Origin of the sequence: Kibdelosporangium banguiense, from assembly GCF_017876405.1 — a bacterium.
Classification (GTDB): Bacteria; Actinomycetota; Actinomycetes; order Mycobacteriales; family Pseudonocardiaceae; genus Kibdelosporangium; species Kibdelosporangium banguiense.
Genome location: NZ_JAGINW010000001.1, coordinates 10801121 through 10814295, shown reverse-complemented (window position 1 = coordinate 10814295; position 13175 = coordinate 10801121). Strand labels below are relative to the sequence as shown.

Sequence of the window (13175 nt, the reverse complement as noted above, 5' to 3'; positions counted from 1 at the left end):
GTCGACCGTCGGGCCATTGACTCATGTCAGCCTCGGGCTGGGAACGCGATCAAGGGACATCGAGTTGATCGAGGTGATGCGGGCGGTCTGCCCGTAGCTCCGCCAGATCGGGTGTTTACTGTGGAGGTGGTGGGTGCGCCGTCGATGATTGCTCGTCGGGGTGAGACGGCGTCCACTCAGCAGAAGGGCGACCGGGAAGCAACATCGAAACTCCAATCGGCGGGGACGCTTGATCGGCGTTAAGTTGCTTCAGGTTCTGGCACACAGAGAGTCTCATGAGGACAGTCTTGCGTGGCGACTTCGGGGAAGCAGAGAAGCGAGCGGCGATTCAATTGGGCCTGCGGTCGCACATGCGCGACGCCGTCATGGCTGAGGCGACACTTGCCGCTCATGAGGCCGCGCGGTCGCGAATGGAAACAGCCCTCGCCAAGCTTCCGCAGTGAGCCACGGACGACAGCCAGGCTTCCCGGTGAACTTGGGACTCGCGCATGCCGTTTGTGCCCTGCTTGAGGAAACCGCGTGCATGCGCGCAAGGAAGTGAACGAAGAGCCTGACATGGCTCCGTCCGTCTTCGATGATCTGAGTGGCCACTACGGACTGAGATTTCTACTATCTGTCCTGGACAGGGAAGCCGGATGGCGCAACCATGAACTGGCCGCGTCCAAACTGCAGACCTTGATGCGCTGGAATCAGCAGTGCATCCTTCTGGCCAAAGTGGTCTTGCTTGGTCGTGACGGAAGGTTGCTGATGCCAACGAAGTTGCCGTTACAGTTCAGCAGGACCAGCAGCTCTATCCCTTGACGTACCACTTGGGCTGCGGTTGACAGCGGAAGCAACGATCGCCGACGGGTGGGGAACGCCGGTCGCGTGGCTGCGGCGTGCAGAAGAGTACTTTCATCAGCGTTCCAACGCCGCTGTCGCTGCCGCGTGCCGAGCTTTGCTCCGACATGCAGGTGCGCCTGTGAGGTAGCGGCGCACAGGCCAAGACGGCGTTCCGGATGACCTCCGAGCGATCGGTGTAACGGTGCGGGAACATGAGGTTTTGCAACTACTCGTAGAACGCCTGACCAACAACGCCATCGCGAATCGCCTGCACATCTCACCTCGCATGGTCGAGAAACACGCCGCCAGCCTCATTATCAAGACGGACGTGGCCGACCGGGTGGAGCTTAAGCGAGTTTGCAACATCGAGTTGTACTGGTCTGTCAACTTACATCGAGCGCGGCACCGAGCCAGCGAAACAGGAGGGCGTCGAGATCTGACGGAACCACCCGATGCGAGGCAGAGGCATGAGGTTGTCCAAGATGCCTCTGCAATGTGGGTAAGTCTGCTGTGGCAGGCGCACTTGATCGGCCATCAAGTGCGCCAGGTTCTCGTGCGAATAGTCTCAAGAGGACTGTCTACCTTGTCTTGGACTGCTGGCTGTCGTCGGGATTCTGGCTTTGGTAGGCGGGTTCCTTGGTTGCTCTGCGCCGCCGATGGGCGGCATGGGAGTGGGAGAAAATTGGGAGAGTTCGTTCTGCCTGTATGTGCCTGAGTTGCTGTAAACTGACCTCAATGGACCTGCGTTGTGCAGGGGATTCTCTGTTCCTGCAGGTGGCAGTCCTTTGTGGACTGGGGGTCAAGGGGTCGCAGGTTCAAATCCTGTCGTCCCGACGGTCTTGACCAGCGGGTTTACCTTTCGAGGTAGACTCGCTGGTTGCGTTTTGGGCTGTTGTGGTCGCATGCTGTTTGTGCAGCTACCTGCTGAGATGTTCGTGATCGTGTTGTCTCTGGTGGTCGTGGCGGGCGGGTTGGGTTGTCGGTGCGTCAAGTGCTCTGTGGCTGACCAGCGCTGATGGCTGGGGTGGTCGCGATGTGGTCGCGCAGGGTGAGGTCGGCGATTTCGAGTGCGGTGGATATGGCGTTGACGGCGTCGTGGGCGACGTGGCGGAGTAGATGGGCGTAAATCTCGGTCGTTGTGGAGAGCGTCGAATGCCGCATGGTTTTGGAGGCCATGGCGAGTGGGATTTGGGCGCTGAGCATGGTGGTGGCGGCGAAATGCCGGAGGTCGTGTACTCGGATGCGGGGGAGTCCGGCTTGGTCGGTGAGTTGGCGGAAATGGCGTAGGACGTATTCGGGTCTGAGTGGTTGGCCGTTGCGTCGGGTGAAGACGAGGTCGCGGCCGGGTTGTCGCTGGGCTTGCTGGCGGAGGGCTGTGGTGACGCGGTCGGAGAGGGCGATCCAGGCGCGGCTGCTGTGTGTTTGGGTGTGGTGAAGACAGGGGTGGTGTTGTTGATGTTGGACAGGGTGTGGCGGACGAAGAGGACTCGGTCGTCGAGGTGGACGTCTGCCCTGTGGGGTTTCAAAAGTGTGCTCAGGGCTCTGAGCAGGGGCTTATGCTGCTGCGGGTTTGTACTCGTTGATGAGGCCGCCGAGGATGGGTTGGCGGCGAATTTGGGTGGGACCGTCCTGTGGGATGAGGCGGCCTGGTCGCGGCGGGACGAGTTGCAGCGCCCGGTGAGGGCGGTGGGTGTTGTAGTGGGTGACATACCGCGCCAGCACGGTGTGCAGGTGACGTTCTCCGATGATCAGCAGTCGGTCGGTGACCTCGCGCCGTCCTGTGCCGACGAATCGCTCGGCATAACAGTTCGCCCGTGGACAACCGGGCGGAATCGCGGACTCGCATCGCCAGCCTCCCTTTCGGGAACGCCGCCCGGGCGACCAGCACGGTCTGCTCGGGCACCACCGGCCACGCACGCGGCTGGACCGACATCACCTGATCCCTCCCGCGGCCGGCACAGGGACCGGCCACACAAGATCATCATCCGCCCACAACGATCACCATACGAAAGCACCCTGACCAGCATCTTCAGAATTAGGCAACAGAGTCTCACAGGTTCTCCGCGACATCGTCACAGGAGTCCCGATGGAACAGGGCAAGAGCGAGGGTGAAATACACCATGAACCTCGCCGACAGCGCCCCAGGTCGGCGATCCCGCTTGCCGCACGCGGCCAGCGCACCGTCCACCAGCTCCGCAGTCACGCAGTGGGTGAGCACGCCCAGCCTGACCTTGTCAGACAGCCCGATCCATGAATGCACGACCAGAACAACGATCACGCTGCCGGCGCGTCACCACGCTCCCGAACAACTACTACGCACCGCAAACAACGGCATTACGCGACCAGGCGCCGATGCCATCGCAGGACGGTGCCCGGCGTCACCAACCGGTGCCCGCGTAGCCGGTCGGAGAGTCGGCGCACCAACGCGGCGAGCACCGCGCGGTCGGCCTAGTCCAATCGCGGGTGTGGGTTCGCCTGGCGCAGCACCGCGACCTCGTGCCGCAACACCAGCAGCTCGACGTCCTTGGCCGCGGAAGACCGGCCGAGCAGAACCAACCAGCCGACGAGCCGGATGAAGATCAGGTACAGCAGTCGCAACGCCACGCTTCGCGATCATGCCCCTGCGGTCCATGGTGCACGATCACCGCAGCTCAGCAGCCCAGTGCAGAGTTCTGGCACCCCACACCCAACGACACTGGCTCGTCGTGGAGCAACTGCCCGGCTACGCCCACGACCTCAACCCGATGGAAATGGTCTGGGGCAACGTCAAAGCCACCGAACTGGCCAACCTCTGCCCCGACACCCTTCGACGAAGCCCACACCGCCGCACAGGCCGGTCTGGAACGCGTCGGCAGCAGCTACCGGCTGTGCTTCAACTTCCTCGACCACACCCGCCTCCGCTTATGACAATCCTCACTCAAATACCGAAAGATCTTTAAGTCAGTTGAGTGCAGTTCGATGCGGACGGACCCCGTTGCAGCACAACAGATTCTCTTCCACCCGCTCCTTCTCGTCCACTCTCTTGATACCATCAGACTGCGGCGTCTCTATGCCCTGGTGTTCCTCGAACACTGCACCCGCTGCCGACGTCACCGCCTCACCGGTAAACGGGTCGCCTAACACGCCCGCACCTTGGCCTGCAACCGGTTCCGATCCAGTCCAATGGAGACAGTGCTGTGTGTCGGCGCCGAAGGCGTTTCCTGACCCTGTACCGCTTGGACAGTCATTGCTGCATGCGTGCCGCGTTGTGGGTGGGGCGGCGTGGTGCGCGGAGGCCGAGGGTGCGTCGGCCTGCCTCGACGAGGTGGTGGTGCAGGGCGTCGTTGTCGTCGAGGTTGACGAGTCCTGATCCGGCTGCGGCGGCGATGCCGGCGAGTGCCATGGTGGCGTTGACGAGGCCGGCCGGACCGGGGCTGACGGCGGCGAGAAGATTCAGTTGGCGGTTGATCAGGTCGCCGGATTCGTGGTGGGAGCGCAGCATCGCGATCGCGCCGGCGTCGGCGGTGAGGACGGCGACCACGGCGCGGTGCCGTACGGCCATGTCGGCGTATTCAGTGAGCAGGTGCTCCGCCCGCATGTATGGGGTGCGTTGAGCCTCTGCGGTTTCGATGACCACGCGCAGCTCGTGCAGCGTCGGCTCGACCACTGCGGTGAGGAGCTCTTCGCGGGTGCGGAAGTGGTGGTAGACGGCCGCCTTCGTGATGCCCATTTCGTTGGCGATCATCTGCAGGGACGTGCCCGCGAAGCTGTGTTCGGTGAACAGGCGGACCGCGACGTCGACGAGGCGCTGCCGGGTGTCGGGCACATCGGACGCTTTACGGGCGGCTCTGACAGCCACATCTGTTCCCTTCTCTCGAGCGGGCACCCCCGGACCTTAGCTTGCCGAACGGCAAGCTACAAACCTGTCGAACGGCAGGTGATCGACGTCACATCCGATGGCTCGACTGCCTGTCGATCGGCTAGCGGATGGCCCGATGGTGGCCGCCGCTCGAGACCGCAGCGAGGGAGCCCCATGACCGACACATTTGCCGGTATCACAGGCGAAACGGCACCGTCCATTCCCGACTATCCGATGCCCAGGCAGGCCGGCTGTCCCTTTCAACCGCCCGCACCTGTGCGGCAGCTGACCGCTGCGGAACCCATCGCGAAGGTGCGGATCTGGGACGGCAGCACGCCGTGGATCATCACCCGCCATGCCGACCAACGGGCTCTGCTCAACGACCCACGCGTCAGCATCGACGAGAAGCTGCCCGGATTCCCACACATGACCCGCGGCCGGGCGGACGCTGCGACGACCACCCCGCCGATGGTCGCCAACACCGACGCGCCCGCCCACACGCGGCTGCGCCGGATGGTCAACGGCCGGTTCATGGTCAGGCGGGTCGAGGCCCTGCGGCCCGGCATTCAGAAGATCACCGACGAGTTGATCGACGCCATGCTGGCCGGTCCGAAGCCGGCCGACCTCGTCACCGCGCTGGGGTTGCCCGTGCCGACGCTGGTGATCAGCGAGCTGCTGGGCGCGCCGTATGCGGACCACGAGTTCATCCAGCGCAACAGCAATGTCGCGGTGAGCCACAGCGCGACGGTGGAGCAGTCGCGGGAGGCAGGCGCCGCACTGTCGGGCTATCTCGGCGGATTGATCGAGCAGAAGATGACACGTCCGGCCGACGACATGCTCTCAGAGCTGGCTGCCCGGATCAAAGCCGGTGAGATGACGCCCGCCGAAGCGGTCGTCATGGCTATCGCCGTGCTGATCGCCGGCCACGAGACCAGCGCGAGCATGATCTCCCTCGGTACGTTGGCCCTGCTGCAGAACCCCGACCAGTTGGCCGTGCTGCGTGACACCGACGATCCGACGGTCGTCGCCGCGGCGGTCGAGGAACTTCTGCGCTATCTGTCCATTGTGCACACGGGGGTGCGCCGGATCGCGGTGGAGGACATCGAGATCGGCGATCAGATCCTGCGGGCCGGAGACGGCCTCATCTTCGACCTGTCCGCGGCGAACTGGGACGCCGGCACGTTCCCCGGCCCCGAGCAGCTGGACCTGAGCCGGGCCGCCCGCCAGCACCAGGCGTTCGGGTACGGCCCGCACCAGTGCCTCGGCCAGTCGCTGGCCCGCGTGGAACTCCAGGTCGTGTACGGCACGCTCTATCGCCGCGTGCCCACCCTCCGCCTGGCCACCTCGATCGACGAGATCGAGTTCGCGTTCGAAGGAATCGCCTACCGCCTGCGGTCGCTGCCCGTCACCTGGTGACCGAACAAACACAGGAGAAAGCTCGTGCGTGTCATTCTCGACGAACCCAAGTGCGTGGCATCCGGCCAATGTGTCCTCGCCGCTCCCCACGTGTTCGACCAGCGCGACGACGACGGCGTGGCGATCGTGCTGGACGAGACACCCGCCCAGGAGTTGCACGACGGAGTGCGGGAGGCCGTGGCGATCTGCCCGGCAGCCGCGATCCGGTTGGCGGAGAAATGAAGCGGATCGTGGTGGTCGGCGCATCGGCCGCCGGACTCTCGGCCGTCGAAACACTCCGCCGGGAAGGCTTCCAGGGCGTGATCACCCTCGTCGGCGACGAACCTCACGCCCCCTACGATCGGCCGCCATTGTCCAAGCAGCTCATGGCCTCGCCGTGGGAGCCGGACCGGTTGACACTGCGCTCGCCCGCGGAGTTGAGCGCACTCGACCTCGATCTTCGCCTCGGCGTCATGGCGACAGGACTCGATCTGGATGCGCAGCAGGTGCAGCTGTCCGTTGGCGGGCATGTGTTCTATGACGGGCTGATCGTGGCCACCGGGGTGCGTCCGCGTCGCCTTCCCGGCCTGGGCGCGCACGTGCTGCGCTCCCTGAACGACGCACTGGCCCTGCGCCGGGGGCTGGGCCCGGGGCGGCGTCTGGTCGTGGTCGGCGCCGGATTCCTCGGGGTGGAGGCCGCGGCCGTGGCACGAGGCCTGGGTTGCGAGGTCGTTCTGCTCGAACCCGCGCCGGTGCCGCTTGCCCACGCCGTCGGGGAACAGGTCGGACACATGTTGTCGCAGGCCCACCGGGAACACGGCGTCGAGCTGCGGACCGGGGTCACCGTGTCCGCTGTGGCCGACGGCGGGGTCCGGCTTGCCGACGGGGAACTGGTGGCGGCCGATGAGGTCCTGCTCGCCCTGGGCGCGGTGCCGAACACAGAGTGGCTGGAAGGCAGCGGTCTGCGCCTGGCCGACGGCCTGGTCTGCGACGAGTACTGCGCGGCCGCCCCGAACGTGTACGCAGCCGGAGACGTGACTCGCTGGCACAACCCGTTGTTCGGCGTGCCCATGCGCATCGAGCACCGCACCAACGCCGCCGAGCAGGGCATGGCCGCCGCGCGCAACCTCCTACACCCCGAAGCGCGACGACCGTTCGCTCCGGTGCCCTACTTCTGGTCCGACCAGTACGACATGAAGATCCAGGCGTACGGCTACCTACGCGGCCACGACGACATCGCGATCGTGGACGGCAACGTCACCAAGCGCCGGTTCCTGGCCGCCTACCGGACCGGTGACCGGCTGGCCGGGGCACTCGCGGTCGGCATGCCACCGAAGGCCCTTCGCGGCTGGCGCCAGGCCATCTCGGTCGGTGCCAGGTGGAACGACATCATTGGCACGGCAACAGGAGTCACAACGTCATGAACCTGACCAGCCGCATCCTGCAACGAGCACTGAAACTGGATCCACCGGTCACGCGAGATCTTATCGTCCAGCGCGACCTGCGAGTGCCGATGCCCGACGGTGTGGAGTTGCTGGCCGACCGATGGGCACCGCGATCCGACGGTGACACGTTGCCCGTGGCCTTGCTGCGCAGTCCGTACGGTCGGAGTGGGTTGATCGGCAACGCCACGGCCAGACCACTGGCCGAGCGCGGCTTCCAGGTGCTCATTCAGAGTGTCCGTGGCACCTTCGGCTCGGGCGGGGTCTTCGACCCGTTCCGGCAGGAACGCGAGGACGGTGTGGCCACAGTGGACTGGGTGGTCAAGCAGTCGTGGTTCGCCGGTTCCATTGTGCTCGTCGGCGGCAGTTACCTCGGGTACGTGCAGTGGGCGATCGCCGACCGGCTGCCACCCGAGGTCAAGGCGATGATCCCGCAGATCACCGAATCCGCGCTCACGCTGGAATACCTGCGCGAGGACGGGTTCTCGCTGGAGACACCGTTCGGCTGGGGCCTACAGGTCGACGGACAGGAACGCCGCGGAGCGCTGCTGCGCCAGTTCACGCAGGCCCGCAAGAACCGCCGGGCGCTACACACTCTTCCGCTCAACCAGTCCGACGTGGCCGCCGCCGGACACCGAGTGGACTACGTGCAGGACATCCTCGCCCACGGCGCGGACTCACCACGGTGGGCCGGCGTCGACCACCGGCACCGCGTCGCCGAGGTGACCGTGCCGGTCAGCATGTTCGGTGGCTGGCACGACGTCTTCCTGCCCGGCCAGCTGCGCGACTTCCAGGTCCTGCAGGACGCCGGGCGGGCACCCCGGCTGACGGTCGGTCCGTGGACGCATCTGGCCACGGACGGCAGTGTGCTCACCGAGTCGATCGCGTTCGGACTGGCTTACGCACGCGGTGAGCGACCAGCGGAGCGTGCCCCGGTGCGGCTGTATGTCATGGGGCAGGAAACCTGGCGCGGCTTCGACTCCTGGCCGCCGCGAGGCTACCTGCCGCGCCGGCTGCACCTGCGCGCCGGCGGCGCCTTGTCGGCTGAGCCGCCCATCGAGTCGGAACCCGACCGGTATCGGTACGACCCAGCCGACCCGACACCCGCCGTGGGCGGGGTCCGGATGACCGGCGGCGGGCGGGTGGACAACAAGAGCCTGGAAGCCCGGCCGGACGTGCTGACTTACAGTCCAGGACGGCGCCGGGGTAGCGCGCCGGGGTCCAGGCGTGTTCGGGGATGGCGCCGATCGCGCGGAGGACCGGTCGGGTTTTGGTCAGCACGAAGGAGAATTGGGCGCCGGTCTTCACTACTGCGGTGATGGTCTTGTGGTTGCCGAACGCGGAGTCGCCTCGGCAGAGGATGGTGGTCGCGCCGGCGGTTTTCGCGGTGGTGATGGCTTCGGTGAGCATGCTGGCCGCGCCTTTGCCGGACCCGGTTTTGCCCGCGCGTAGCCGGATCCCGGTCAGTACCGGGCGGCTGCGCGGGTGGAGATGGTGGTGACCAGTGGTGAGAGTCCTTTGCGCAGTACCTTGTACCGCTCGAAAAGTCATCGCTGCAGTTCAGGCCGCTTGCGGTCGAGAAAGGTGAAGGTGCTGGCGCTTGCCATGGCTTCAGCGGCGGTCCGCCCCAAGGAGTTCGGCGTAACGGTTGTTGCGCGCGAGGAGGTCGTCATGGGTGCCTTGCTCGACGATCTGGCCGTGGTCGAACACGATGATCTGGTCGGCATGGCGGACGGTGGAGAGACGGTGGGCGATTGTGATGATCGTACGGTCTGCCCTCATTGTGTCGAGAGCTTCGGTAATGGCGCGTTCGGTACGGGTGTCGAGCGCGCTCGTCGCCTCGTCGAGCAACAGAATCGGTGGATCGCGCAGGAGCGTCCGTGCCAGTGTCAGACGCTGCTTCTCGCCGCCGGAGAACCGGTAGCCCCGCTCGCCGACCACCGTGCCGTAGCCTTCCGGAAGCGCGGCGACCATGTCGTGGATCTGCGCGATCTTCGCCGCCGCGACCAGTTCGGCGTCACTCGCGTCCTCTTTGGCGAAGCGGAGGTTCTCGGCGACAGAGGCGTGCAGCAGGTAGGGCTCCTGTGTGACGACGCCGAGCATTCCTGCCAGTGAGGCGAAACTGAGGTCCCGGATGTCAACGCCGTCGATGGTGACCGAGCCGGAGTCCACATCGTACAGTCGGGCGAGCAGGTACCCCAGTGTGCTCTTGCCCGAGCCGGTCGCCCCGACGATGCCCACCCGGGAACCGGCGGGGATCTCCAGATCGATCTCTCGCAGTACCGGCGGCAGATCGTCCGCGTAGCGGAAGGTGACTCCCTTCAGCCGGATTTCCCCGCGCACTTGGTCCGGGGCCACGACGACGGGATCCTTCGCCTCCACGATGTCGACCTCGCGGTCCAGGTAGTCGAAGATCCGCGCGAACAACGCCATCGAGGACCGGTACTCGACACCCAGGAGCAGCAGCGCCTCCAGCGGCCCGATCAGCGCTGCCTGCAACGCGATCATCGCCACCAGCGTGCCGGTGGTGACCGACGAGCCGGTGCCCATCAGGATTCCGCCCAGCAGGTACGTCAATGCCGGCATGGCTGCGATGAGCACGTCCACCAGCGAGTACTCCCACTGCCCTGCGGTATGCGAGCGAACCTCCAACCGGGCGACATCCCGGGATGTCCGGGTGAACCGTTCGACCAGTGATCGGGACTGGCCGGTGGTTTTGCTCAGCACGATGCCGGACACCGACAGCGACTCCTGGACGAGGGAGGACATGTCCGCGAGCCGTTCCTGCTGTCGCATGGCGACCTGCAGGCGTAGGTTGCCGATGCGCCGGTTGATCCAGATCGAGAATGGCAGGGCGAGGAACGAGAACAGCGCGAGCTTCCAGTCCAGCACGAACATCGCGACCGCCGAAACGGCCACGGTTGCGGCGCTGCTGGTGAGTTGCGTCGCGGAATGTGTCACCAGGGACTGGACGCCGCCGATGTCGTTGGAGATACGCGACTGGACCTCACCGGTTCTCGACGCGGTGAAGAACCTCAGCGAGAGCTTCTGGAGGTGACTGTAGACACGCACCCGAAGGTCGTGCATCACGGCCTGGCCGACTCGGGACGCGATAAGGGTCTCCACCACCTGGATGGCCGCCGTCACGGCCGCGATCCCGATCAACGCCCCGACGAGAGCGACGAGCAGCCCCAGGGCACGGTTGGCCAGCGCGTCGTCCACAATGGCCTGGATCACGAACGGCGTGCCGATTCCGACGACCGAGGTGACCGCGATCAGCCCGACCAGTAAGACCAGCCACCACCGGTACGGCACGAAGATCCGTAACACCCGCTTGCGGTCGACCTTGACCGGTCCATCGGCCAGGTCGTCGTCGATTGCGTCCGCGAGATCCGCCCACGAGGAGCTATTGGCCACAGGCATCTCTTTCCGAATACGCATGAAATGTTGCCGGCGCGCACCCTACAACGGGACCGCGGCGAAACTCGCGCGATTTTCCGAACAGCCGACTGGTGGGGTGAAGGCAGCCACCTGGCGTGGGCCGTCCGGTCGATCAGCGGAATGAATCGCCTGGAACGAAACCATGACCAGCGGTATTGCGTGTTTCCCAGTGCGGTTCGTCGCGGGCCGGTTCGCATTCGTGACACGGTGCTTCTATGTCCATATAGGACAATAGGGTGATTCCCGACGGATGGCGGGGTTCTCTGGCCGATCGACAGACGCGCTGCGGGCGTCCAAGGCGACAGCATGGCTGTATGAATCCAACAACGAGACGGTCCATCGGGATATCCTTGGCCGTGGTTGGCGTGCTGGCCGGCGGAGCGGTCGTCGTCAGTGCGGCGCCAAGTCTGGTCGCGGACTTGCGTGCGGATGTGAACCGCGACGGCGTCGTCGACATCGGTGGCCAATCGGATGTGGCGGGCAAGCAGACCTGGACTCCGGGCCGGGGCGCGGTCTTTCTGCCGAACATCGGCGACAAGCATCGCCGTTGTCCCATCAAGGATGCCAACGGCAACCCGCTGCCGGATGACAAATTGGCTGAATGCAATGACGCCTCGGATGACATCGCGCATGCCCCCGAGAATCTGGCCCCACTGAAGACGGTCCCACTCGGCAACGCGCCGTCGGACGCATGGGGGACGATAGCAACAGTTGGTTCGGGACAAGACAAGGTCAGGCTGTTCGTCAACCGGGCAGGCGCGTGGACCAGGATCGCCGGCACCGATCGGGTCACCGCCGACGAGCTGCGTTCCGGGGTGAACCTCGGTATCGATGCCAAGGACGTCGTGCGCGACAGTAAGATCTGGGACGGGCGTATCACGGTACGATTCACCGTCAATGATGGTGAGAAGACGACTACGGATGATGTGATGCTCCGTGTCTCCCCGGTACTGACACATCATCATCTTCAGCAGGCTCAGGAAGTGCTGGCATCCGAAGGAACTGACGACCGGCCCGAACAACAGCGTTTCGTCAAGGAGTTGGCGGATCGGGTCAAGGCCGCCGGGATCGACGCACCGCTGCGACTGTTCGGCCCGGACGATCAATGGGTCCAGGACTTCTTCGAGCCAGCCTACGTGACCATGCCGGGCGCGGGCGGAAAACCTCGGGGGCTACGCATCGCGATCCGGTCGGCCCAGCCCGGCAGGCCGGCGGGCAGGCAGGTGTTCGAGAAACTCCGCGGTCCCGGGATTGGGGCGGTCCAGATCGCCAGCCAGGGCGACGGCCAACGCAGTGTGGATTCGACGGGCAACCTGGAGACGATTCCGCCCTACGAGCACCAGGGCACGAGCTTCCCGGCCGGCCGGATCATCATGGGCGACACCGGCCCGGACGGTGAAGGTCCTCCCGATCAGGCAATGCAGACGTTCCTGCGATCGCAGGACTATCAGGCGCCGCTGATCCTGGACACCTCCTGGCTGGCGGTTGGCCATGTCGACGAGTTCGTCCAGTTCCTGCCCGCCGCCAACCAGCGAGGCTGGACGATCGGTGTGGCGGATCCACAGGCAGGCCTTGAGGTACTCCGCGCGGCACAACGAGCCGGACACGGCTCCGCCCGGATGTTCTCGCAACCCGAGGCTGGTGCCGAGACCATCGACCAGGTATTGGGCAATGACACGCTGCTGAGCAACAACGCACTTGCGACACAACGTATCGAGGCCAACCTCCAGACGCTCAAGCGCGAGACCGGTGTCCTTGACGACGAGATCGTCAAGGTGCCTCAGTTGTTCACTGCCGAGGCTCAGTCCCGTGTGGCCGGCCGGAAGCGACAAGCGGCGAAAGTGAACCTGAACGGGCTGGGAGCCTATGTGCCAGGGGCGGTCAACGGCATTGTGCTGAACCCCAAGCGCTATGTCGCCCCGCAGCAGTGGGGCCCGGTTGTCGACGGCCAGGACATCTTCGCCAACGCGGTGAACGCCGCCTACGGAAAGCTCGGCATGACTGTCCACTATGTCGATGACTGGAGCAGCCATCATACCTTGGGGGGCGAGGTCCACTGTGGAACGAACACATTCCGGGATACCAGCAGGACCTGGTGGCCCGTGGGTAGCTAAGCTTACATTCTAAGGGGTCGCGCCGGTCAGCCGCACGACCTGCTCCGCATTCGACCGTCACGGACGGCCAGTGGGCCCAAACGATCTGCCGCGGCGCAGAATCATGACAATGGCCACTGGCCG

At 65.2% G+C, this 13175-nt stretch carries 15 protein-coding genes and 2 pseudogenes; 9 read left to right on the top strand and 8 right to left on the bottom strand.

The window, feature by feature from the left end:
• Positions 1-275: 275 nt before the first annotated feature.
• The 3 genes from JOF56_RS48425 to JOF56_RS48415 all read left to right on the top strand — a co-directional run bounded on the left by JOF56_RS48425 (position 276) and on the right by JOF56_RS48415 (position 1537).
• On the top strand, positions 276-443 hold the full coding sequence (locus JOF56_RS48425) for a hypothetical protein (protein ID WP_209646224.1): 168 nt from the start codon (positions 276-278) through the stop codon (positions 441-443).
• A gap of 76 nt (positions 444-519) precedes the next feature.
• Entirely contained in the window at positions 520-801 is a 282-nt protein-coding gene (locus JOF56_RS48420; RefSeq protein WP_209646223.1) for a hypothetical protein, read from the top strand.
• A 223-nt stretch (positions 802-1024) separates the two neighbouring features.
• Complete coding sequence (locus JOF56_RS48415) at positions 1025-1537, top strand: response regulator transcription factor (RefSeq protein WP_307855604.1); 513 nt, start codon at positions 1025-1027, stop codon at positions 1535-1537.
• Between the two features lie 272 nt (positions 1538-1809).
• Here the strand turns inward: JOF56_RS48415 and JOF56_RS48410 are convergent, their stop codons facing one another.
• Complete coding sequence (locus tag JOF56_RS48410; RefSeq protein WP_209648931.1) at positions 1810-2223, bottom strand: tyrosine-type recombinase/integrase; 414 nt, start codon at positions 2221-2223, stop codon at positions 1810-1812.
• 153 nt (positions 2224-2376) lie between these two features.
• A complete protein-coding gene (locus JOF56_RS48405) occupies positions 2377-2655 on the bottom strand; it encodes an integrase core domain-containing protein (protein WP_209648930.1) in 279 nt (92 codons plus the stop codon).
• Between JOF56_RS48405 and JOF56_RS59820 the strand changes: the two genes are divergently transcribed.
• Positions 2637-2762 carry a hypothetical protein gene (locus JOF56_RS59820; RefSeq protein WP_281065990.1) on the top strand — a complete coding sequence of 42 codons (126 nt, stop codon included), beginning with the start codon at positions 2637-2639 and terminating at the stop codon, positions 2760-2762. The two genes, JOF56_RS48405 and JOF56_RS59820, sit on opposite strands and share 19 nt — an antisense overlap.
• Positions 2763-2872: 110 nt before the next feature.
• Here the strand turns inward: JOF56_RS59820 and JOF56_RS59050 are convergent, their stop codons facing one another.
• The 4 genes from JOF56_RS59050 to JOF56_RS48385 form a co-directional block, all read right to left on the bottom strand.
• On the bottom strand, positions 2873-3100 hold the full coding sequence (locus JOF56_RS59050; protein ID WP_209646222.1) for a transposase domain-containing protein: 228 nt from the start codon (positions 3098-3100) through the stop codon (positions 2873-2875).
• Positions 3101-3270: 170 nt separating this feature from the next.
• Positions 3271-3426: a hypothetical protein gene (locus JOF56_RS59045; protein WP_245378716.1), complete on the bottom strand. Its 156-nt coding sequence runs from the start codon at positions 3424-3426 to the stop codon at positions 3271-3273.
• Between the two features lie 336 nt (positions 3427-3762).
• Complete coding sequence (locus JOF56_RS48390) at positions 3763-3945, bottom strand: hypothetical protein (protein WP_209646221.1); 183 nt, start codon at positions 3943-3945, stop codon at positions 3763-3765.
• Positions 3946-4045: 100 nt separating this feature from the next.
• Positions 4046-4660, bottom strand: a complete 615-nt coding sequence (locus tag JOF56_RS48385; RefSeq protein ID WP_209646220.1) for a TetR/AcrR family transcriptional regulator — start codon at positions 4658-4660, stop codon at positions 4046-4048.
• Between the two features lie 174 nt (positions 4661-4834).
• On the opposite strand from JOF56_RS48385, the gene JOF56_RS48380 reads away from it, so the two are divergent.
• From JOF56_RS48380 to JOF56_RS48365, 4 genes and pseudogenes are all read left to right on the top strand, one after another.
• Positions 4835-6076, top strand: coding sequence for a cytochrome P450 (locus tag JOF56_RS48380; RefSeq protein ID WP_209646219.1), 1242 nt, complete (start codon positions 4835-4837; stop codon positions 6074-6076).
• Positions 6077-6100: 24 nt separating this feature from the next.
• Entirely contained in the window at positions 6101-6298 is a 198-nt protein-coding gene (locus tag JOF56_RS48375; protein WP_209646218.1) for a ferredoxin, read from the top strand.
• Positions 6295-7479, top strand: coding sequence for an NAD(P)/FAD-dependent oxidoreductase (locus tag JOF56_RS48370; RefSeq protein WP_209646217.1), 1185 nt, complete (start codon positions 6295-6297; stop codon positions 7477-7479). Before JOF56_RS48375 ends, JOF56_RS48370 begins: the two co-directional genes overlap by 4 nt.
• Positions 7476-8687 (top strand): annotated as a pseudogene (locus tag JOF56_RS48365) (CocE/NonD family hydrolase); the annotation flags it as partial. The gene JOF56_RS48370 and the pseudogene JOF56_RS48365, both read left to right, overlap by 4 nt.
• Here JOF56_RS48365 and JOF56_RS48360 read toward each other — a convergent pair.
• Both JOF56_RS48360 and JOF56_RS48355 read right to left on the bottom strand, forming a co-directional pair.
• Positions 8686-9029 (bottom strand): annotated as a pseudogene (locus JOF56_RS48360) (transposase); the annotation flags it as partial. The pseudogenes JOF56_RS48365 and JOF56_RS48360 overlap by 2 nt on opposite strands.
• Positions 9030-9108: 79 nt before the next feature.
• On the bottom strand, positions 9109-10914 hold the full coding sequence (locus JOF56_RS48355) for an ABC transporter ATP-binding protein (protein WP_307855603.1): 1806 nt from the start codon (positions 10912-10914) through the stop codon (positions 9109-9111).
• Positions 10915-11294: 380 nt separating this feature from the next.
• Between JOF56_RS48355 and JOF56_RS48350 the strand changes: the two genes are divergently transcribed.
• The gene (locus JOF56_RS48350; RefSeq protein WP_307855835.1) at positions 11295-13052 is read left to right on the top strand and encodes a protein-arginine deiminase domain-containing protein; all 1758 of its coding nucleotides are present in this window, start codon (positions 11295-11297) and stop codon (positions 13050-13052) included.
• The last annotated feature ends 123 nt before the right edge of the window (positions 13053-13175 follow it).